This window comes from Haloglycomyces albus DSM 45210 (genome assembly GCF_000527155.1).
Taxonomy (GTDB): domain Bacteria; phylum Actinomycetota; class Actinomycetes; order Mycobacteriales; family Micromonosporaceae; genus Haloglycomyces; species Haloglycomyces albus.
Window position 1 is genome coordinate 1037860 of the sequence record NZ_AZUQ01000001.1, and the last position, 22658, is coordinate 1060517.

Sequence of the window (22658 nt, forward strand, 5' to 3'; positions counted from 1 at the left end):
TACCTGAATTGGCACTCGAACGCTGTGAGTGCTAAATAATCGTGCGCGCTGAGGTGGCCGTAAGCACTGGGCCGTGTGGGCCCACAATGCTTGAGTCGTCGCGGGCTGCCGCCTCACCGTCGAAACAATGTGTAACGACGCATCCGAAAGGAAGCCATCAATATGGCAAAGATGATCGCATTCGACGAGGAGGCTCGCCGCGGCCTAGAGCGAGGCATGAACTCCCTCGCCGATGCCGTAAAAGTCACCCTCGGACCTAAGGGCCGCAACGTCGTTCTCGACAAAAAGTGGGGCGCACCCACCATCACCAACGACGGTGTTTCCGTAGCCAAGGACATCGAACTGGACGAGGCCTACGAAAAGATCGGTGCCGAGCTCGTCAAAGAGGTCGCGCAGAAGACCGACGAGGTCGCCGGTGACGGTACGACGACCGCTACCGTTCTCGCCCAGTCCCTGGTGAAGGAAGGCCTCCGCGCCGTCGCCGCCGGTGCCAACCCGATCGCCATCAAGAAGGGCATCGAAAAGGCCGTTTCCAGCGTCGTCGAACAGCTCCACAGCATCTCCACCGAGGTGGACACCGAGGAGCAGATCGCCAACACCGCCTCCATCTCCGCCGGTGACACCACCGTCGGTGCCATCATCGCCGAAGCGATGGAGAAGGTCGGTAAAGAAGGCGTCATCACCGTTGAAGAGTCCAACACCTTCGGGCTGGACCTGGAGCTGACCGAAGGTATGCGCTTCGACAAGGGCTACCTGTCCGGTTACTTCGTGACCGACCAGGACCGCATGGAAGCCGTCCTGGAAGACCCCTACATCCTGATCGTCAACCAGAAGATCAGCGCCATCAAGGACCTGCTGCCGACCCTGGAGAAGGTGACGCAGACGGGCAAGCCGCTGCTGATCATCTCCGAAGACGTCGACGGTGAAGCGCTGGCCACCCTCGTGGTCAACAAGATCCGTGGCATCTTCAAGTCCGTCGCCGTCAAGGCTCCCGGTTTCGGTGACCGTCGCAAGGCCATGCTGGGCGACATCGCCGTCCTGACCGGCGGTCAGGTCATCAGCGAAGAGGTCGGCCTCAAGCTGGACAACGTGGACCTGGACATGCTGGGTACGGCTCGCAAGATCGTCATCGACAAGGACGAGACCACCATCGTCGACGGTGGCGGCGACCAGGACCAGATCGACGGTCGCGTAACCCAGATCCGCGCCGAGATCGAAAACAGCGACTCCGACTACGACCGTGAGAAGCTGCAGGAGCGCCTGGCCCGCCTGGCCGGCGGTGTCGCCGTCATCCGTGTCGGTGCCGCCACCGAGGTCGAGCTGAAGGAGCGCAAGCACCGTATCGAAGACGCCGTGCGCAACGCGAAGGCCGCCGTCGAAGAGGGCATCCTCCCCGGTGGGGGAACCGCGCTGGTTCAGGCCGGTGCGAAGGCCTTCGAGAAGATCGACACCGCCGAGCCCGACGAGGCCACCGGTGTGGAGATCGTGCAGCGCGCCCTGGGCGCCCCGCTGCGCGCCATCGCCGAGAACGCCGGATTCGAAGGCGGAGTCATCGTGGAGAAGGTGAAGAACCTGCCGGTCGGTGAAGGTCTCAACGCCGCCACGGGCGACTACGTCAACATGTTGGACGCCGGTATCCCGGACCCGACCAAGGTGACCCGCTCGGCTCTGCAGAACGCCGGTTCGATCGCCGGTCTGTTCCTGACCACCGAGGCCGTCGTCGCCGACGTTCCCGAGAAGGAAGGCGCCGCCCCCGCAGGCGGTGCGCCTGACATGGGTGGCATGGGCGGTATGGGCTTCTAAGCCGACACCGTTCCGCGTTTCGACGCGACATGCTTTCCGCCGTGTGGCTCCGCGCCACACGGCGTTTTTCATGCTCGATTCCCTGGGGGCCATGGATAGAACCCCGCCGATCCGCAGGATACGCCTACCGCCCAGGCCTTCCTGTCATAGTTCCGACATTTTCTATATTGTTCGGTTGGCATATGTTGGGTAACCTGGTATATGACGCGGCAGTCGACTGACTCACGTTTGAGGTGTACATCCGTATTAGTAGTACGTACCGTCCGCCCCCGAATCACCTGCCCGTTCACCGCGAAGTCAGCCACGCCCGGAGGCGGTCCACGGCCCTGAACGTCTCCGCCCCCGATTCACGAACTCGACCGGCCCGAGCTGAGGTTTCATGTTCACGCAAGTAAATATGACAGGTACGACCGTCCTACGGCGCGAACTACACGACATCATCCTGGAGGCCTGCCCCCTCGACGGCGGCAAGGCAGCACCTCATAATCTCGTTTTCCACGGCCCCACGGGAAGCGGCAAAACCACCTTCCTGCAGCAGGCCAACGAGCTGTTCGACCTACTGACCAACACCGGATTCGTCGACTGCGAAGAGCGTCATCCCGACGATCTTCCGCAGATCCTCAACGACCTGCGCCTCAGTCTCACCGTGACGACCTCCGGCGTCACCCCTCTGAAGCTTCCTCACCTCGAAATCGCCCTCGCCGCCTACGAAGAGAACATGGAGCCGGACGGAAACTTCGAGCAGGAATGGCCGAACATCCTGGAAAGGCTGAAAAAACGCCGTAAAGACGAACGACGCAAGCGCAAAGGGAGCCGAGCCCCGTCCCCCATCACCCTGAAACTGTCGTTCAAGCTACTGTCGATCCTGAACATCGACCTCGAACGTCGCCTGATGCCGCGAGGAACCGTCACACCGCGTTTTCCCGCACACGTGGAAGAGTGGTTCAAACGCAAGTCGTGGGGAGTCATGATCAACAGCGTCCCTCCCAAACCGACCACGACGACGCCGGAGGTGGATCGAGACGACCCGCAGAATGTTCACCACCTCCACAACTGGGAAACCCGCAAACGACTCGCCCGCAACGAATGGCTCGTGCGGGCGTTCGTGGAGGACTTGAAGCACCACCGGGCCTCGTCCAGCGAATACCGGAACATCGTTTTCCTCGACGACGTGGCCGTCCCCTCCACACATGAAGCCAGCGCCGGACAGGAATTCATCGACCTACTTCACTCCGCCCAGGCCTCCCCCCGCATCGACCGCGACCTGCCGCTTCTGCTCGTGGCCACTGGATCTCGCTTCGTCCGACGCCCACTCACCAAGGGCATACCCATGCCGGACTTCACAAAAGACGACCTCGATCGACTGTCGAAGGTCTACAACTACCCCATCGACCGCTTCTTTCCCGAACTCATCGGAGAGCTCACCGGAGGATACGCCGCCGCCAGCGCCTTTCTCATGAGCAATCACGCCATTTCCCAGCAGAAACCCCACAACGGACTCGATGCCCTACTGCGCACCGAACTGCCCACCGCCTCCCCCGACGGCCTCCCACAGACTATGGAACAGGATCTCTGCCGTCAACTGATCGAACACCTGCTCCCACCGGAAGTGGCCGTCCACCCCGAAGCGGTCGCCATCTGCTCCCTCGCCAAGGATCGCGACGACGTGGAATACCTCATCCACACCTACGAACTCTCCCATGCCCTCGACCGCCTCAACGACTATTCCTGGCTGGCCTGGGACGCCGATTCCGGTGCGGCCCAATCCGCCCACACGCTCCTCATGCGGCTGCTCCTACGACGCTGGAACCAAGAGCCCGATTGGAACCGATGCGACCGGTTCATGGCCTTCCGGCGTCTCGCCGCGCTCGCCAAGACTCGGTATCGCCGCCACAACGACCACGCTCAACTGCGAAAGTGGTTCTATTACAGCCTGGGAGCCGGGCATATTCGCGAGGTCGGCCATGCGCTGCGTACCGTACTGGACGCACCGTCCGGAGAGCTGGAATTCATCCGTCTCATCGATTACGCCACCAAGGTTCCGCAACCGCCGCCGGACCCCGGTGACGATCTCACCCCGCTGCAGCGGTTCGAATTGATGGCCGAAGCGCTGCCGGGAGACGACTTCCGCCTGGTCCGCATTCTGCGAGTGGTAGCCGGGAAATGGATCATCGAAGACCCCATGGAAAGCATGTACACCCGCGATATCCACCAGCGCGTCAAACGCGCCTATCGCGACCTGGCCACGACGTGCGGCGACCCCGCTCTGCTGGAGGAAGAGGCCGAAATCCACGATCAGCTGGCGCTGGAACGTCCCTTCAACCCGTTGGACGCCCATTTGCACGCCTGAGTTCGCCATCGCAAGTCCTCTTGCCCCGGACGCCAAACCGGGCACAGACCCTGCCCGAGGAGTGAATCACAGTGACAACGGAAAGAACGCTCAAGAACCTCGACTTCCCCATCAAGAAGAGCCGACTGATCATGCGGTTCGGTTCGGATCGCCAGCGCAATCGGATTCGACTGCGACGGCGCTTGGGAATCGTGGGAACCGTGCTCGTACTCGTCGCGACGACGGCGATCACGGTCGTCGCCTGGCCGTACGTGGTGTGTGGGTCCGGGCTGCAACGAGTGGAGGGCGAATGTGTCGGCGTCAATGACGGCTCGGCCTCCTTCCATCCGGATCTCGATTGGCTGACGAACCGGATCGAGCGCATGAACAACGAAGTGGCCGAACGTAGTGCGACGGTCGAGGGGGTCAGCGCGGTTCGGATCGCGCTGATGACGTCCTTTTCTCTGGACGGAGACGCCGACCTGGGTCAACGCCAGATCATACGCGCGGTGGAGGGAACCTATGCGGCGTTCATGCGAGAGAACGACTTTAAAGAGAACGACCTGGGTAGTTCCATCTCCGTCGAATCGAACCGTGCGCGACTCTTTCAGCTGTATTTGGCCAATGAGGGCAGTACGCAGCAAGGTGCCGACATCGTGGTGCAGGATTTGGAGGGCATGATCGACGATGACATTCCCCTGACCGCCGTCATCGGACAGTCCTCGACCACGGCCGTGACCGAACGTGTCGCGCGGGAGCTGTCGCAACGCAACATTCCCATGATCGCCGGATCAAGTACCTCCACCACCATCAATAATGAGAATTCCCCGGGCCTCATTCGGGCGGCGCCCAACAACGAGGACTATGCCGTCGCCATCCGGGATTATCTCGACGGGCAGCAGGCCGACCGCGATGACCTGTCCGACGGGATGCTGGTGTCGGACGAGAACGAGGCCGACATCTTCTCTCTCGATCTTCGCGATCAACTCCACACCTATCTTGAACCCTATTTGGTGCACCATGAGAAGACCTTTGAAGGCAATGCCGGTTCGGGTAACCGCGAGGTGTACTTCGATTCGATTGTGAACGAGATCTGTTCAGCCGACCCCGACATGATTTTCTTCGCGGGTCGATTCTCCGATCTGGAGAATTTCTTGGAGTCGTTGGAGCGGCGGAACTGCACTCGCTCCGATCAACTGCGCGAAATCACGGTGTTTTCCGTCGAGATCGGGCTGCATCCCGGGGTCATCGACGATTACGCCGCCTCCGATTGCACTGCCGACGATGAGGATTCCAGTGGCTCCCAGGTCAACCTGATTCAGGCCAGCGCCTTCGATCCCGCCTGGCTGAACGCGGAGTCATGGCGGCCGGCGGGATTCAGTCGGTTCCATGCGGCCATGACCGAGATCGTCCAAGGGGAGGAACGCAGTGCGAATACCGACAGCGATTTCTATAACGGCTACGCTTTGATCTATCACGACGCCGCCGTGGCGGCGATAGCCGCCACCAAACGCGGATTGGAGGCCGCCGACCGCGATACGGTCGCGGAAAGCACCCGAGGGCAGCTGTTTCGGGTGAGCGAACTGCTGACCGGCAGTGGGCACCTGGATTATTTCGAGGAGTTGGAGGGGCGAGTAACCGGCCGCCATGTCCCGATCGTGTCGTTCCCCTGCATTGCGGAGACGGAGAACGGCACGCCGTTCCAGATTCCCGACCAGCCGTATCCCGAACTCTACGACGATATCGAGGATTAGCCGGTTCGTCTTGCGCTGGAATACATTTACTTCGATTGAAGGATTTGACTCCGCTGTGGGTGAGGAATCGATCGCTTTCCACCCACCTGGTCTTTCCTTCTGTTTGAATGTAGTTCCAGGGGGCAATCCTCGTGGCGAGCCCGTATCCGCATCGCGGTGTTAGGTATTATCGCAATTGTCAGACTTGCCCACAATTATCGTCCTTTTAGGGAGGTACCGGTGCCTACAACGACCGGAACGAAGTTTAGGGTTCTTGTGCTGGGCTCCGGCCCGGAGGCGGACGAGGCTCGCTCACTGGCAAACGACCGCAGCGAAATTTCGGTTGCCGCCAAATTCACCAAGACCGTCACGCACCTCATCGTCGACGACACCGTCAAGAAGTCGGAGCCGCGCCTGAAAAAGGCCGCCGACGGCGATGTCCCCGTGATTCGCGTGGATGAGCTGAAGGCTCTTGTGGACGGTGACGGCGATACCACTACGGCTTCCACCCGTTCGACCGATAAGCCCGAACCGACGTCCGATGCCGACGAGGCGGACGCTACGTCGGAGACGGACACCGAGGTTCCCGCGCAGGCCGAAGCCCCGGAAGCGGAGACGGAAGCGGACGAGGTCGACACCGATACGACTGCGGAAGCAACCTCCGAGCACGTCTCGTCTACCGCCGCCGAACCCGACAGCGATTCCGACGGTTCGGCCACCGCCGACCCGGAGGCCTCCATCGAAACCGACGTTGACGCCAACGAGGTTTCCCCTGAGGCCGCTTCGAGCGAGGCGATGGTGGAGCCGACGTCTGACACGGAGTCCGGCTCGCTCTCCACTGAGTCCGACTCAGAGGTCCGCGCCGAGGAGTCCGAAACGCCGGACGATTCGGAAGCGGACGCCGACCCCGGCACTCCCGAGTCACGCACTCAGGAGACCGACGAAACGGAGTCGACGCCCTCGACCGACGGTGCCGCCGAGGAGGCACCGGAGGCCGGCAATGAGGAGTCGACTCAGGCAAAACCGGGCCTGTGGGCCCGTATTAAGAGCATGTTCGGACTCAAATAGGTGATGTAGACGATAACTTCATCCTATTCACCCGAAAGGCCCAGGCCAGAGCGCCTGGGCCTTAGTCTGTTCGCATGACGGAAACAACGCGTCGGAATAATCGCTCGCCAATGGCGCTTGTTCCTCGTAAAGTTGAGTCTAGGCGACTCAACTTTCGCTGTGTTGTTCCGAGCAATCATGAGTCATGACAGAAAAGGATGATGACCAGTGGATGTCAATCGTTTGACCACCAAGAGCAGGGAGGTCATTACTCAGGCGGCCCGACAGGCGGCCGCCAACGGCAACGCCACGGTTGAACCTTGGCACCTACTCGACGCCCTGATGACCGTCGACGGATCCACTGCACCGGGCCTACTGCAGATCGTAGGTATCACCCCCGGAACCGTGTCGGCCGAGACCGAGCGCCGCATCGATGAAATGCCCTCCGCCCAGGGAGCCTCGGTGGCGGAACCCTCCATGGCGCAGGTGTCGGTCCGGTCCATCAACTCCGCTGACAAATCCGCTTCCGACTACGGCGACGACTACGTGTCCACCGAACACATCCTCGTCGGCCTGGCCTCCAGCGGCGGAGAAGTGGCCGAATTCCTCAATAAGCTGGGAGCAAGCGAGAAAAAACTGGTCGGGGCGTTTCCCCAACTGCGCGGCGGTGACCGTAAGGTCACCAGCCAGGACCCGGAGGGGTCGTATCAGGCGTTGGAGAAGTACGGCGTGGACCTGACCGAGCGCGCCCGTTCCGGGAAAGTCGACCCGGTGATCGGCCGTGACCAGGAGATACGTCGCGTCATTCAAGTCTTGTCGCGCCGTACGAAGAACAACCCCGTCCTGATCGGTGAACCGGGCGTCGGAAAGACGGCGATCGTGGAGGGCCTCGCCCGCCGGGTCATCGCCGGGGACGTACCCGAATCCCTCCGGGACCGCCGGATCATCGCTCTGGACCTGAGCAGCATGATCGCCGGTGCGCAATACCGTGGTCAATTCGAGGAACGCTTCAAGTCCGTACTCGACGAAATCAAACAGTCCAACGGGGAGGTCATCCCCTTCATCGACGAGCTGCACACCATTGTCGGCGCGGGCAAGACCGAGGGGTCGATGGACGCGGGCAACATGATCAAGCCCGCCCTGGCGCGCGGTGACCTGCACATGATCGGGGCGACCACCCTCCAGGAATACCGCGAGAACGTCGAGAAGGACGCCGCCCTGGAACGTCGCTTCCAGCAGGTGTACGTGGGCGAGCCGTCCGTTGAGGATACCGTCGCCATTCTGCGCGGACTGAAGGAACGCTACGAGGTGCACCATTCGGTGCGCATCACCGACTCCGCTCTGGTATCGGCCTCGCAGCTGTCGGACCGCTATATTCCCGACCGGCAGCTTCCCGACAAGGCCATCGACCTCATCGACGAGGCCGCCAGTCGTCTACGCATCGAAATCGACTCCCGTCCCGAAGCGATCGACGCGGTCGAACGCGACGTCCGACGCCTCGAGATCGAGGAGACCGCGCTGCAAAACGAGACCGACGACCCCGGCAGTGCCGAACGTCTGCGCACTCTGCAGCGGGAACTGGCCGATAAGCGCGAAGAACTCGCCGCCCTGTCGTCGAAGTGGGAGCACGAGAAGGAACGCATCACCAAGGTCAGCGACCTCAAGGAGCAATTGGACGATCTCCGTACCGAAACCGAACGCGCCGAACGTGAGTACGACCTCGAAAAGGCGGCTCAACTGCGGTACGGACAGATTCCGCAGTTGGAAGAGGATCTGGCGACCGCCGAGCAGGAATTGGTCACCGCCTCCAGCGAGTCCAAGGGAAATCCCATGTTGAAAGAGGAGGTCGACTCCGACGAGATCGCCACCGTCATCTCCTCGTGGACGGGAATTCCCGTCGGCCGCCTGCAGGAGAGCGAGACGCACAAGCTCCTCCGTGCCGAGGACGAACTCGGCAAACGCGTGGTGGGTCAGGCCGAGGCCGTCCAGGTCGTCTCCGACGCACTGCGCCGGGCGCGCGCCGGACTGTCCGACCCGAACCGCCCCACCGGATCGTTCCTCTTTTCCGGTCCCACGGGTGTCGGTAAAACGGAGCTGGCCAAGGCTCTGGCCTCTTTCATGTTCGACGACGAACACGCCATGATTCGCATCGACATGGGCGAGTACGCCGAGCAGCACTCGGTGGCGCGCTTGATCGGCGCTCCTCCCGGCTACGTGGGTTACGAGGAAGGCGGGCAACTGACCGAGCCGGTTCGCCGACGCCCCTACAGTGTGGTGCTACTGGACGAAGTGGAGAAAGCGCATCCCCGAGTGTTCGACACACTGCTTCAGGTGCTCGACGACGGTCGCCTCACCGACGGGCAAGGGCGCACGGTCGATTTCCGCAACGTCATTTTGATCATGACGTCCAATCTCGGTTCCCAGGCGCTCACCGATCCGGCTCTGGAGGAGCACGCCAAGCGCGAGACGGTCATGTCGGCGATTCGCGGTCACTTCAAACCGGAGTTTTTGAACCGACTCGACGACATCGTGGTCTTCCACGCTTTGGGTGAGGAGAACTTGAAGGCCATCGTGCGCGTGCAGTTGCGGCAGCTCCAGAAGCGTATGGACACCCGTCGCCTGACTCTGAACGTGGACGACGCGGCGACCGGCTGGCTGTCCGAACGTGGATTCGATCCCGTCTACGGAGCCCGTCCGCTGCGGCGTTTGATTCAAACGGCGATCGGAGATCCCCTGTCGCGTGAATTGCTGGAAGGCAAGATCGTCGACGGCGACACTGTCAATGTTACGACCGCCGAGGCCGGTTCCGGTCTGGCGGTATCGAAGGGATAACCACGTATGCGCCGGTCCGGGACGGACGACTCCGGTCCGGCGCACCATCGTCTTAGTCTGCGCCGGTTACATATTTTGCACGCCTCGTAGTGTCGATAGCGCATTTTGCATGGCACTCTGGAATAGTGATTATCTCGGTGGGCATAGACGTCGTGGCGTTGCCACGTTTCGAACGAGTCGTAGAACGGACGCCGCATATCGTGGAGCGACTTTTCACGGACGTCGAACGAACGGGGCGGGACGGTTCACGCCGACGCCTGCAGTCCCTGGCGGCACGGTTTGCCGCGAAGGAAGCGATCGCCAAGGCCCTGGGCGCACCGGACGGTCTACATTGGCATGATTGCGAGATTCATTCGGCCTCCAGCGGTCGACCGGAGATCGTCCTCCACGAAACCGTCGCCCAAGCCGCCGAGGATCGCGGCATCAATCGTTGGCACGTCTCATTGACACACGATGGAGGGATAGCCTCCGCCGTGGTGGTAGCGGAAGCTGTGTAAAGGGGTCTCTCATGCGCCGAGCGTGGTCTGTCACGTCAATCCGAAAAGCCGAAGCCGCCGCCATGTCCGAACTGCCGGAAGGAACGCTCATGCAGCGGGCGGCGGCCGGGCTGGAACAGCAATGCGTCCGCCTGCTGAAACGTTACTGGGGCGGCGTTTACGGCCGCACCGCCGTTCTTCTGCTCGGCAGCGGCGACAACGGGGGCGACGCGCTGTTCGCCGGAGCTCGCCTAGCCCGCCGGGGCGTGCAGGTGACCGCCCTACAGGTGCTCGGCCAGGACTGTCACGCCGGAGGAAAAGCGGCCCTGCTGGCAGCCGGAGGCCGCCTCGCCGACGCCGACGAGGCCGTCCAATGTGACATCGCCGTCGACGGAATCACCGGAATCGGCGGACGACCGGGTCTCCCGGTCGACACGATTCAACGACTCAAGGCCATCCGCGCCGGAATCATCGTGGCCGTCGACGTCCCCAGCGGGGTCAACGTCGACACCGGCGAAGTCATCGGGCAGACCGTACGCGCCGACGTCACCGTCACCTTCGGAGGCCTCAAGGCCACCCACGTGATCGGAGAGGCCGCCGCGCTGTGCGGCGACGTCCGCTTGATCGACATCGGCATCACCACCCAGCTGACCCACGACCACCCCGCCTTGACTCTGCCGCAGGCGCACGACGTCGCAGGCTGGATTCCCCAGCCCCGACCGAACGACAACAAATACAGTCGCGGCGTCGCCGGAATCGCCGCCGGATCACCCGAATACCTCGGTGCACCCCTGCTCGCCTGCCACGGGGCCCGATCCGGAACGGCGGGAATGATCCGATACGCCGGACCCGCCCGAGAACAGGTCGCCGCGCGGCACCCCGAAGTCGTCACCACTCCCTCCGTGGCCGACACCGGCCGCGTCCAGGCCTGGCTGGCCGGACCCGGCATGGGCACCGACGAGCGCGCCGCAAACGAACTGGCCGACGTACTCGGCGCCGAACTCCCCACCGTTCTCGACGCCGACGCCCTGACTCTGGTGGCGCGGAACCCGTGTCTACTGGCCGAGCGAACCGCACCGCTCATCCTCACGCCCCATGACGGCGAATACGAACGCCTCTACGGTTCCAAGCCGACGTCCGACCGAGCGCGCTCGGCCCAGGCGCTCGCCGCGCGACTCAATGCGGTGGTACTGCTCAAGGGATTCCACACCGTCATCGCCGACCCGCACGGCACCACCCTGGTCAATCCCACCGGACACCCGGCTTTGGCCACGGCCGGGAGTGGAGACGTGCTGAGCGGTCTGACGGTGTCGCTATTGGCTTCGGGAATGGACTGTACACGCGCGGCGGTCACCGCCGCCTACCTGCACGGAGAAGCCGGAGCCATTGCCGCGGAACGGGGACGACCGGTCAGTGCCTCCGATATAGCCTCCGCCTTGCCGACGGCGTACGAACGTCTCTACTGAAAGGCATTCAGGTAAAAGATCACACGGGTGTCGGTCATGTTCTCCACCGGGCCTTGCGTAACTCGTTGCTGAAGCGAGATATCCTCGCAATAGTTCAATGATTTCCGCAAGGAGCCACCCGTGACACCATCACTCCGCAAACCCCAGCGTGTTCTCACGTGGACGGTGACCCTCGGCCTGCTGTCCACCCTGGCGGCCGGTCCCGCCTTCGCGCAGCGGGACGTCGATGACATCGAAGACGACATCGAGCAGGAGGACGAGACCCTCCAGGCCACCATCGAAGAGTACAACGCTCTGTCGGAGGACATCTCCGATACTGACCAGGCCATCACCGAGGTAACCGACGAGCTGGAGCCCTACGAGGAAGAGCTGGAGGAACTTCGGTCTCGTGTCGCCGATTACCTGGCCGAAATCCATATGAATCAGGGTCAGTCGGAGTTGCGGACGGTATTGGAATCCGGCTCTCCCGACGATTACGTCGAACGCCTGACACAGATGGGTGCGGCGACCATGTACCGTTCCGACGACATCAACGATTTGGTCACCGTCGCCGAGGACTACCAGGAACGCCTTGAGGTGCTGGAAGAACTGCAATCCGACCAGGCCGAACAGGAAGCCGAACTCGACGAACTGATCACCGACATCGAAAGCCGTATCAGCGACCTGCAGGACGAGTGGCAGACCGCCCCGGGAAACGCCATCGCCGACTACGGAATCGACTATATTCCCGGCGATCGTGGGGACATCGTGCGGCGTGCATTGAACAATGTCGGCGCTCCCTATCGCTGGGCCGAATCCGGTCCCAACGGCTACGACTGCTCCGGTCTCATTCTCGACGCCTACCGCGAAATCGGAATCTCCTTGCCGCACAACGCCCGGATGCAGTACAACCAAGCGGCCATCATCTCCCGCGACGAACTACAGCCCGGAGACCTGGTCTTTTACAACGGACTCAACCACGTCGGCATGTACATCGGCGAAGGAATGATCGTCCACGCGGCCACGTTCGGCACTCCCGTCCAGGTGGTCTCGATCGACCACGGCAATTCCTACTACGGTTCCGGACGTATTCTTTAGCTCCGACTACCAGGCCTTCTTGGCCGCCATGGCTATCGAGGCGGCCAAGAACAGGCCGTTCACCGTTCCGAAGAACAGCATTACCCACACCATCCCGGCAGGCCACACGATCAACACCACTCCCACGACCGTGATCACGAAACCGTAATCGCGCACCAACTTCACCACTCGCACCGGAAGATTCTCACGGCTCACCAAAGACTGGCCCCCGCCGTCCTTGGCCATGACCGCCGTGACCAGATTCGTCATCCACAAGGCGGCAAAGGCCGGACCGACCCAGGCCGGAACGTCGTGAAACGCCTGCGAGACGGTTACAATGGCGGCGACCAGGGTGGTCTGCGTGGCAATGTCGGCCAGGACGTCCACCCGAGCGCCCGACTCCGAACCGGTGCCGGTAGTACGAGCCAGTTGGCCGTCGGCGCAGTCCAGGCTGTAGGCGAACTGCCACGCAACCAGGGCGACCACGCCCATGGGCCACCAGAGTGCGTTCGTCTCCGTCTGGGAGGCAAAGACGATCACCGCGACCGACACCGCGATGCCCACCACGAGGTTCACCAGCGTTAGATGCGTCGGACGCAAATTGAGCCGCCACCCCAACCAGGCCAAGGGCGCGGCGATACGTTGATTGACCAAGGTGGCCAGTCCTCCGCCTCGGTGGTTCGCGTAGAAGTCGGCGGGTTTCAACTGCGGCGTGGGTTGTTCAGACACCACCGCATGGTATCGCCTCGACCGGATCGCGTCCCGCGCTCGCCGGCCGGACCTCCCGGCCGGTCACCCGATTGATTCCAAGCTCTAAGTCTGCCAAGCACATCACACCGGTTGAGCCGCGAATCGAAGTTTCCGCAACGGAAATTCCGGGGCTTCAGTCCAGAATTCACACTGTCTTTTCCGTACAGCCACTTTTGTATTCATGACACAAAATTTAGACAAACATAAGACCCAAACCTGTTTGTGTCAGCTGCTTGACATTGCGAATGATTCTCGATCCCTAATATGTGTTACACCCTGGCCAAACACAGTAAGCTCTCATACCGGTTACTCGGAGCCACCAGTAGCCGTTGTATCCCGGTTCTTCCATTCCCGGAATCCATACATGTGAGCTTCTGTCACCGTGACGACCCCGGGAGGGAATGATGGGTGACGAAGTAAATCGGGCCGCTCTCCAGCGTAGTGACCCGCAAAAATACCTCCATCAGCTCGAAACAGGTCGGGACGCATTGGAACGCATGGTCAACGACGGACACATGGAAGACAATTCGCCCTATACCGGAGTGGAGCTTGAGCTCAATTTGATCAACGACACGGGAGGTCCCTCATACAATAACGACGCCATACTCAACCGCCTCGAAACCAGTGGAAACGAAGAGGCGTTCTACGCCGCACAACCCGAACTGGGCAGCTTCAACATGGAGCTCAACCTGCCCCCTCGCTTGCTGGAAGGCCACGGTCTGACCTGGTATGAATCCGATATGGCCGCCGCGCTGGCCGAAGTGCGGCACGCCGCGAACCGCCATGACACCGGGCTCCTGCCGATTGGCACGATTCCCACGCTGTACGCCGAGGACATAGGCCCCAAGGCCATATCCAGCGCACCGCGATACCGCCTTTTGGACGAACAGATCCTGAACGCGCGTGGAGACAATATCCAACTCGACGTGCAGGGCGCCGAATCGCTGACCTTTTCCTGCGACACCATCGCCCCGGAAGCGGCCAGCACGTCGATTCAATTTCACCTCCAAGTACCGGCGAGCTCCTTCGCCCATTATTGGAACATCGCGCAGGCACTGTGTGGACTTCAACTGGCCGTTGGAGCAAATTCACCCTACTTGTTGGGGAGACAATTGTGGTCGGAAACCCGCGTCATTCTGTTTGAACAGGGAACCGATACCCGCCCCGCTCCCATGCGCGCCAATGGTGCGATACCCCGAGCGTGGTTTGGAGAGAAATGGATCGACACTCCGGTCGATCTCTTCGACGAAAACTACAAGCATTTCGCACCGCTTTTACCAATCACGGACGAGGAGGACCCTCTAGGAGAAGTGGCCGCGGGGAACCCGCCCAATCTCAATGCGCTGCGCTTGCATAATGGCACCGTCTACCGCTGGAACCGTCCGGTGTACGACGTTATGGACAACAAACCGCACCTCCGCATTGAGAACCGGGTCGTTCCCTCCGGTCCAAGCCCGATCGACATGACCGCCAACATGGCGTTCTATTACGGGCTTTTGCTCTATTACGGTACGGTCGGCGAACCGATCTATCACCAGTTGGACTTTCCCAGCGCCACGGCCAACCTGCACATGGCATCGCGGCATGGAATCCACTGTGACCAGATCTGGCCGTCGTTCGGTCAATTGCCCGCCCGTTACCTGATTTTGGATCATCTGCTGCCCTTGGCGGAAGAAGGGCTGCGGGTTCTGAAAGTCGATACACGCGATATCGAGCGCTACTTGGGGGTGATCGATCAACGCTGTCGACGCGGGGTCAACGGCGCTACCTGGCAGGTAGCCCGCACTTACGTGGCCGAGCACCGCGATCGACTCAGTCGAGCGAACGCTCTAAAAGCGATGACCTGCGACTATTCCAAATTGGCCGAATCCGGTCTGCCGGTCCACGAATGGCCGGTCTGACCGCCGATACACGAGAATCCGGCTGGGATGCGATGTTTTAGCCTTTCCCAGTCGGATTCTCGTGAACGCCAATGAACCGCGATACCGATGCCGGCTACAAGCGGCGTTTCAACATCTCAGCGTCGCCTTCCACGATTCGATCGCACTTCACCTCACTGAATAGTCGGTACAGTCATGCCGTCCGCTTGTTACGCAGTCGAAATTTGGTATAAATGCTACCCATAATTGTTTTGAACTCTTAGATACATAATGAGATCACTGCGAGAAACAGCGGTGATGACAGGCCATCGGAGGTAGAAGGCGTGGACTTCACGGACAATATTGAGTCATTGTCGGAAAAAATCAAGACACAGGCCGGGTCGGTAACGACGGAGGAGGCAGCGAAGAACGCCTTCATCATGCCCTTCATATCGAACGTCCTGGGATACGATGTATTCAACCCAAATGAAGTGATCCCAGAGTTCACAGCGGACGTAGGCCTAAAAAAGGGCGAGAAAATCGATTATGCGATCGTCCGCGACGACGATGTACAGATCCTGATTGAATGCAAGAAATCGAATCAAGCATTGACCCTGGAAAACGCCTCCCAACTCTACCGATATTTTTCCGTCACACAAGCGCGCATCGCCGTACTCACCAATGGAATCGAATACCAGTTCTATACAGACCTGGATTCCCCCAACCGCATGGACTCCAAACCATTCCTGGTTCTTGACCTCTCCGACATCGATGAAACCCTACTCCCAGAGTTGAAAAAGCTGACCAAGGAATTCTTCGATCTCAATTCCGTTATCAACGCTGCCGAAGAACTCAAATATCTAGGACAGATTAAGAAGCTGCTCGCCACGCAGTTCAACGAACCCAGCGACGACTGGATCCGGTTCTTCACCACTCCGGTTTATGACGGCTCCTTCACCCAAAAGGTTAAAGAACAGTTCCGTCCTCTGGTGAGGAAGGCGGCCACGCAGTTTCTCAACGAACAGGTTAACGATCGATTGAAGGCCGCCTTGGAACCGAGGGGCGAGGATCCATCTACCTCGCCCGCCGAGAACGCCGAGCCGGAATCCTCCTACGACGAAAACGATACCGATAACGGCATCGTCACCACTACCGAAGAGCTGAACGGCTACCAGATCGTGCGAGCCGTGGTCTGCTCGGAGGTTGCCATTAACCGCATCACCTATCGCGACGCGAAGAGCTATTTTGCGATTCTGCTGGATGACAACAACCGGAAGACGATCGCCCGCCTGCATTTCAACTCCAAATCTCGCAAAAACATCGGAACCTTCGATGAAGACAAGAACGAGACCAGGTACCAGATCTCCTCACTTGAGGACATCTATCTGCATGCTGAAACGCTGCGGAAAACCGTACGGCGCTATCTCGACTGACTCGTTGGGCTCCACTGAACCACCGAGATTCCAATCGGCCGCAATCGACGGTCCCGGAAAGAGGAAAAGCCTCGTCATGTAATAAGACGTAAAAAAATCCGGGGTAAGGAATACTCTCCTTACCCCGGACAACGCTTCAGCGAACGCGACTACTTCTTGGTGCGCTTCGCCGGAGTCACCTGCAACTTGAATCGTCCAGTCACCTCGGGGTGCAGACGAATCTGGATGTCATAGGTGCCGAGCGCCTTGATGGTACCGGGCAGAACCAACCGACGACGGTCGATTTCCGGACCACCGGCACGCTTCACCGCGTCAGCGACATCGGCGGCGGTGACCGAACCGAACAGACGGTCGTTCTCCCCCACGCGGGCGATGATGTGCGCGTCGGTCTTCTTCAACTTCTCGGCCACTTCCTTGGCCTTTTCGAAGTCGTTGATCGCACGGGCGTGACGGCCACGACGCAGCTGGTCGACGGCCTTCTGTCCACCCTTGGTCCACGCCACGGCCAGGCCCTGCGGAACCAGGTAGTTGCGGGCGTACCCGGGACGAACCTCGACGACTTCACCGGCAGAACCGAGATTCGAGACTTCGTTGTTCAAAATGACCTTCATTTCAGTCTCTCCTCTCTAGCGGTTCTGGCTCGTGTAGGGCAGAAGAGCCATCTCGCGCGCGTTCTTGACGGCGGCCGCGATCTGACGCTGCTGCTGCGAGGTCACACCGGTGACACGACGAGCGCGGATCTTCCCCCGGTCGGAGATGAACTTCCGCAGCAGCGCAGTGTCCTTGTAGTCGATGTAGTTAATACCCTCTTTGGTGAGAGGGTTCGGTTTCTTCTTCAGCTTCCGTACCGGAGCCGGCTTTTGGTTAGCCATGTCTGCCTTCTTTTCCTCAAGATCTTAGAACGGCGGGTCGTCATCGAATCCGCCTGGACGAGGTCCAGCCGGTGCCGCTGGGGTGGACTGCGCCCACGGGTCTTCGGCCGGTGCGGAACCACCGGCGAATCCGCCTCGTGAACCGCCCCCGGAGGCCTTGGTGACCTTCGCGGTGGCCCAGCGCATTGACGGCCCTACTTCATCAACGGTCATTTCGACGACGGTGCGCTTTTCACCTTCACGGGTCTCAAACGAACGCTGTCGTAGAGATCCGGTAACGACGACGCGCATACCGCGCGAGAGTGACTCGGCAACGTTCTCCGCCGCTTGACGCCAGATGCTGCACCGCATGAACAGTGCTTCGCCGTCTTTCCATTGCCCTGATTCACGGTCGAACGTCCGTGGGGTGCTGGCGACGGTGAACGAGGCGACTGCCGCCCCGCTGGGCGTGTAGCGCAGTTCCGGATCAGCGGTGAGATTGCCGACGATCGTGGTTACTGGTTCTCCTGCCATGACCTTCTCCTTTTCGGTCGGAGTCAGCCCTTCCCGGTTCGCGGCCGGGAGGGTTCAAGTGCGATTAGCGAATCTCCGGCCGTAGCACTTTGGCCCGCAGAACCGATTCGTTGATCCGAAGCTGACGGTCCAACTCAGACACCGGTGCCGGCTCGGACTGCAGGTCGATGACAGCGTAAGTGCCTTCGGTGTTCTTGTCGATCTCGTAAGCGAAGCGGCGACGACCCCATACGTCGATTTTCTCGACGGAACCACCGTTGTCTTTGACCGGCTTGAGGGCCTTCTCCAGTATCGGGCTCACTTGGTTTTCATCAACCTTCGGGTTGAGGATCACCATGACTTCATAGTGACGCAAGATCACTCCACCTCCTCTGGTCTCATCGGCTGCGGTCGGTCCGCAGCAGGAGGGTCTTGCCGTTACCCGTCTGTGGGTAACTTCTGTATCGTACCTGCATTTGCGCGCTGCGCCCATCACGCAGCGCAAAATGTGACTCTACCGTGCGCCTGTGACGTCGCCGGGGAGGCCGTCGCGGTGGTACGCGCGACTGAATCGCGCAGGTGTGGGACCGAATGTACTTTCCGCGCTATTTTGGAGACTGTGACAGGCGATTTTAATTACACAGATCTGCTTCCCATCGGCCCGGACAACACGAACTATCGTCTTCTGACGACCGAGGGCGTGTCGGTTACCGAGGCCGCAGGGAGACGTTTCCTCACGGTCGAGGGTGACGTTTTGGCTGATCTCGCAGCCGAGGCCATCCACGACATCTCGCACTACCTACGTCCCGCCCACCTGGCGCAGCTACGTTCGATCCTCGACGACCCCGAGGCGAGCTCGAACGACCGCTTTGTGGCGATGGACCTCCTCAAGAACGCCAACATTGCCGCCGGCGGCGTCCTCCCCATGTGTCAGGACACCGGGACCGCCATCGTGATGGGCAAGCGTGGTCAGCATGTGCTGACCGACGGACGCGACGCCGAACACCTGTCCAGGGGAATCGGGCAGGCCTATCACGACCTGAACCTGCGCTACAGCCAGATGGCTCCCCTGAACATGTGGGAAGAGAAGAACACCCACACCAACCTGCCCGCTCAGATCGAGTTGTACGCCGACGGCGACGACTCCTACAAGATGCTGTTCATCGCCAAGGGCGGCGGCAGCGCCAACAAGTCATTCCTTTACCAGGAAACGAAGGCGATTTTGAATCCGGATTCGTTCATGGAGTTCATGGACGAGAAGCTGCGCTCGCTCGGTACCGCCGCGTGCCCGCCTTACCACTTGGCGGTCGTGGTCGGTGGTACGACGGCCGAGTACGCCGTCAAGACCGCCAAGTACGCCTCCACGAAGTACCTGGACACTCTGCCTCTGGAGGGATCGGAGTCGGGTCACGCCTTCCGCGACGTGGAGATGGAAGCCGAGATTCTCAAGCTGACGCGCAATTTCGGAATCGGCGCACAGTTCGGCGGAAAGTACTTCTGCCACGACGTCCGCGTCATCCGTCTGCCGCGCCACGGTGCTTCTCTGCCGGTGGCGGTGGCCGTGTCCTGTTCAGCCGACCGCCAGGCGCTGGCCAAGATCACTCCCGAGGGCGTGTTCCTGGAGCAGCTGGAGACCGAGCCGTCGAAGTACGTTCCTGAGATCACCGAGTCGGACCTCGACGAGGACGTCGTTCACATCGACCTGAACCGGCCGATGGACGAAATCCGCACGGAGCTGTCGAAGTATCCGGTGAAGACGCGACTGTCGCTGACGGGACCGTTGGTGGTGGCCCGGGACATCGCGCACGCCCGCATCAAGGAACGCCTCGACGCCGGGGAACCGATGCCCGACTACCTGAAAGATCACGCGGTTTACTATGCCGGTCCGGCCAAGACGCCGGAAGGGTACGCCTCGGGGTCCTTCGGTCCCACGACCGCCGGACGTATGGACTCGTACGTGGAGCAGTTCCAGGCGGTCGGCGGTTCCATGGTCATGTTGGCCAAGGGAAACCGGTCCAAGGTCGTCACCGACTCGTGCCAGGCGCACGGCGGTTTCTACCTGGGTTCGATCGGTGGGCCCGCCGCCAAGTTGGCGCAGGACAACATCAAGTCCATGGAGGTTCTGGAATACCCCGAGCTGGGCATGGAGGCGATCTGGAAGATCGAGGTGGAAGACTTCCCGGCGTTCATCGTGGTGGACGACAAGGGTGGGGACTTCTTCGCCGCCACCTCCAAACCGACCTTGCGCATTCAACGCAAATAAGTAATACTTCGTGACGAGTTGTGGGCGGGGCTTTGCCCCGCCCACAACTCTCTGCACAAAATCCCAAGAGATCTATACCCACGTCCGAGAACTCTCCTCTGTTCAGGATTCGTCATCACCATTGCAAGGCGTCACGCAGCACGCTTTCATCGCGTGTCCTTGGCCCTCAATTTAATTGCGCTACTTGGATTCATTACCTTACGAACAACTATTCAATATTAAGCATTATCACTGTTAGTGATCGCTATTTCCAGTCCATCTCGGACTAATAACACTTGCACAACATCCGAAAAATAGTGAAACCCCTCGTCTTACCTAAGTGTCTAGTGGGTGAACCTTGAAAGCCCCCGTGATTAACGGGCGAAAGAGGAGGAACCCTTGACCTCATTCTCTACCCGCATCTTGCGTGCTTCTGCCGCAGGTGTTGTCGGGGCAGGAATGATCGCAGCGCTCCCCGGAGGAACTGCGATTGCCCAAGAAGACGAATCGAATCTACCTTCGAATGCTCATCTCGCGTTTTCCGATTCTGAGCCACTAAAAATCGGTGGCTCAGAAAACGACCCACAGCGTATTGCATTTGAAATAGCTACAGAGGACTGGACGCCCGGCGACAATCCACCTGACTTTGCGCTCGACCTTAACGTCGAGTTGAACGGTGAAACCGCCCAACTTAGCACGGACGACTACACCTGTGAAGCGTCCAATGGAAACATACGCTGTGAAGACTACATTCCGAGCTCGAATGGGGACTCGTACTTCAGTTTCAAGTTGGAGGAAGAAGTCGCCACGTACTCTGAACTGTCCATTAGCGGTTCGGTGCTGATCAAAAGCGACGACGGAGTGTTCCAGGATTGGAAGGGTGTCGAGGCATCCACCACCGCTTTTCCCGACCCAGACGAGTTGAACGAAAAGTTCGTCAGCCAAGTCGCCGACCTCGGTGAGATTGAGGCAGGCTCCGAGCATGTACTCAATGCTCGATACGAGAATCAGTCGCCAAGCGACTATAGTGATCGTTTCGCGCTCACTTTCCGAAGCTCCGAATTCGACATCGACTTTAAGAAGTACGACAATTGTGCAAGTGCCGAGTTGAGTTTCACAGGCTGCGTATTCACCGACCTCACCTTGACGTCTGGCGCAGTATACGAGATCTCTCCGGACACCCCCGTCACCGTTAACGTTCCCGCATCGGTACCCGGCCCCGCCAAATATTCGGTGGATTCGCGTATCCAGCCACTCGATGATTACGATCAGGCCGCAGTCGACCAATCTGATGCTTTCGAATTTTCCGGGGACAACCAGCTGGTCCTTTCCGCTACGTCACAGGATTCCATTGAGACGTACCCCAGCGCTCAGGCTGTTGTTAAGGAAAATCCCTACGATGTAGAGGTTTCGGACACCGCTGTCAACGGCGAGTCGGGTGATACAACCGAACTCAACTTCACCGTCACCAATACCAGCGACGCTACAGCGATCTTTCCCACTACGCCCGGTCGAGGTAACGGCAGTTTCCAAGCTCGGATTAACCTTCCCAATGGTGTGGAACCAGATGCTACCGAGTTCAGTGAATACAACATGTACTTCAACGAAGAGCTCGGGCACCGTTGTTACGTCATCGAGGGCCGGGAACCGCATCCGTCTGAATCCGCTCCGGTGGCAGACTATGACCTCATGTGTGACGGCCCCGACCGAATCGAAGTGGGTGGGGACTTCACCTTCGGTATCCCAGTCGAAATCACCGACGAGTCCGCCGCTGACGACGGTTCTGTAACAGTCGTCGACGGTCCTCAGTATTGGGACCAGGAGTACTATGAAGAGCACTTCAGCGACGCCGGATACGTATTCGATCCATACTACTTCGAGACCATGGACGGCAACCTGGACAACAACACGGCGACTCTGTCACTGAACCCGTCCACCGATGACGGCGGCCGTTTGGACAAGACCGGTAGCAGCCTGACGACCGTACTCGGTGTCGCGGCCGGAGCGATTGTTCTGGGCTCCGGTGCCTTTATCTGGTCACGTCGTCGCAGCGTCAGCGCTTAAGATCCACAACGCCAAGCGTAACCGGACCCGCCGGTTACCAGGCACCAATTTAGCAGCGACTCTTGTGTCGCTTTGGGGCGGAGGAAACTCCGCCCCTTTTTTTGTGCTCACACAACCGTATTCCGGATATATCCGGCTATTCGCCCACCGCTTGACAAACCCATCAAAACAGCGAACCCTATTGGCGGGGCACGAACTCCTTGC

17 protein-coding genes are annotated in these 22658 nt (G+C 60.2%); 12 read left to right on the plus strand and 5 right to left on the minus strand.

Annotated elements, in window-relative coordinates; translation table 11 throughout:
- The first annotated feature begins 162 nt into the window (after window positions 1-162).
- From groL to HALAL_RS0104905, 8 genes are all read left to right on the plus strand, one after another.
- Window positions 163-1803, plus strand: a complete 1641-nt coding sequence (groL, locus tag HALAL_RS0104870; protein ID WP_025272925.1) for a chaperonin GroEL — start codon at window positions 163-165, stop codon at window positions 1801-1803.
- A 397-nt stretch (window positions 1804-2200) separates the two neighbouring features.
- Window positions 2201-4153, plus strand: a complete 1953-nt coding sequence (locus HALAL_RS0104875) for an ATP-binding protein (protein WP_156937604.1) — start codon at window positions 2201-2203, stop codon at window positions 4151-4153.
- A gap of 71 nt (window positions 4154-4224) precedes the next feature.
- On the plus strand, window positions 4225-5886 hold the full coding sequence (locus HALAL_RS0104880; RefSeq protein ID WP_025272927.1) for an ABC transporter substrate-binding protein: 1662 nt from the start codon (window positions 4225-4227) through the stop codon (window positions 5884-5886).
- A 219-nt stretch (window positions 5887-6105) separates the two neighbouring features.
- A complete protein-coding gene (locus tag HALAL_RS0104885; RefSeq protein ID WP_156937605.1) occupies window positions 6106-6933 on the plus strand; it encodes a prolipoprotein diacylglyceryl transferase in 828 nt (275 codons plus the stop codon).
- A 207-nt stretch (window positions 6934-7140) separates the two neighbouring features.
- Window positions 7141-9744, plus strand: coding sequence for an ATP-dependent chaperone ClpB (gene clpB / locus HALAL_RS0104890; protein ID WP_025272929.1), 2604 nt, complete (start codon window positions 7141-7143; stop codon window positions 9742-9744).
- 125 nt (window positions 9745-9869) lie between these two features.
- On the plus strand, window positions 9870-10241 hold the full coding sequence (locus tag HALAL_RS0104895) for a holo-ACP synthase (RefSeq protein ID WP_025272930.1): 372 nt from the start codon (window positions 9870-9872) through the stop codon (window positions 10239-10241).
- An 11-nt stretch (window positions 10242-10252) separates the two neighbouring features.
- On the plus strand, window positions 10253-11686 hold the full coding sequence (locus HALAL_RS0104900) for an NAD(P)H-hydrate dehydratase (protein ID WP_025272931.1): 1434 nt from the start codon (window positions 10253-10255) through the stop codon (window positions 11684-11686).
- Between the two features lie 120 nt (window positions 11687-11806).
- The gene (locus HALAL_RS0104905) at window positions 11807-12763 is read left to right on the plus strand and encodes a C40 family peptidase (protein ID WP_025272932.1); all 957 of its coding nucleotides are present in this window, start codon (window positions 11807-11809) and stop codon (window positions 12761-12763) included.
- 6 nt (window positions 12764-12769) lie between these two features.
- Here HALAL_RS0104905 and HALAL_RS0104910 read toward each other — a convergent pair whose 3' ends face one another.
- Window positions 12770-13471 carry a CDP-alcohol phosphatidyltransferase family protein gene (locus tag HALAL_RS0104910; protein ID WP_245598040.1) on the minus strand — a complete coding sequence of 234 codons (702 nt, stop codon included), beginning with the start codon at window positions 13469-13471 and terminating at the stop codon, window positions 12770-12772.
- 425 nt (window positions 13472-13896) lie between these two features.
- Between HALAL_RS0104910 and HALAL_RS0104915 the strand changes: the two genes are divergently transcribed.
- Both HALAL_RS0104915 and HALAL_RS0104920 read left to right on the plus strand, forming a co-directional pair.
- Window positions 13897-15393, plus strand: a complete 1497-nt coding sequence (locus HALAL_RS0104915; protein ID WP_025272934.1) for a glutamate-cysteine ligase family protein — start codon at window positions 13897-13899, stop codon at window positions 15391-15393.
- 320 nt (window positions 15394-15713) lie between these two features.
- A complete protein-coding gene (locus HALAL_RS0104920) occupies window positions 15714-16784 on the plus strand; it encodes a type I restriction endonuclease (RefSeq protein ID WP_425402655.1) in 1071 nt (356 codons plus the stop codon).
- Window positions 16785-16933: 149 nt separating this feature from the next.
- On the opposite strand, the gene rplI is transcribed toward HALAL_RS0104920, so the two are convergent.
- The 4 genes from rplI to rpsF all read right to left on the minus strand — a co-directional run bounded on the left by rplI (window position 16934) and on the right by rpsF (window position 18524).
- Complete coding sequence (gene rplI, locus HALAL_RS0104925; protein ID WP_025272936.1) at window positions 16934-17395, minus strand: 50S ribosomal protein L9; 462 nt, start codon at window positions 17393-17395, stop codon at window positions 16934-16936.
- 15 nt (window positions 17396-17410) lie between these two features.
- Window positions 17411-17656 (minus strand): 30S ribosomal protein S18, encoded by a 246-nt coding sequence (gene rpsR / locus HALAL_RS0104930; protein WP_025272937.1) that lies wholly within the window; start codon window positions 17654-17656, stop codon window positions 17411-17413.
- 24 nt (window positions 17657-17680) lie between these two features.
- Entirely contained in the window at window positions 17681-18169 is a 489-nt protein-coding gene (locus HALAL_RS0104935) for a single-stranded DNA-binding protein (protein ID WP_025272938.1), read from the minus strand.
- A 64-nt stretch (window positions 18170-18233) separates the two neighbouring features.
- Window positions 18234-18524, minus strand: coding sequence for a 30S ribosomal protein S6 (rpsF, locus tag HALAL_RS0104940; RefSeq protein ID WP_025272939.1), 291 nt, complete (start codon window positions 18522-18524; stop codon window positions 18234-18236).
- Between the two features lie 243 nt (window positions 18525-18767).
- Between rpsF and HALAL_RS0104945 the strand changes: the two genes are divergently transcribed.
- Window positions 18768-20411: a fumarate hydratase gene (locus tag HALAL_RS0104945; protein ID WP_025272940.1), complete on the plus strand. Its 1644-nt coding sequence runs from the start codon at window positions 18768-18770 to the stop codon at window positions 20409-20411.
- A 378-nt stretch (window positions 20412-20789) separates the two neighbouring features.
- A complete protein-coding gene (locus tag HALAL_RS0104950; RefSeq protein ID WP_156937606.1) occupies window positions 20790-22454 on the plus strand; it encodes a hypothetical protein in 1665 nt (554 codons plus the stop codon).
- Window positions 22455-22658 lie beyond the last annotated feature (204 nt).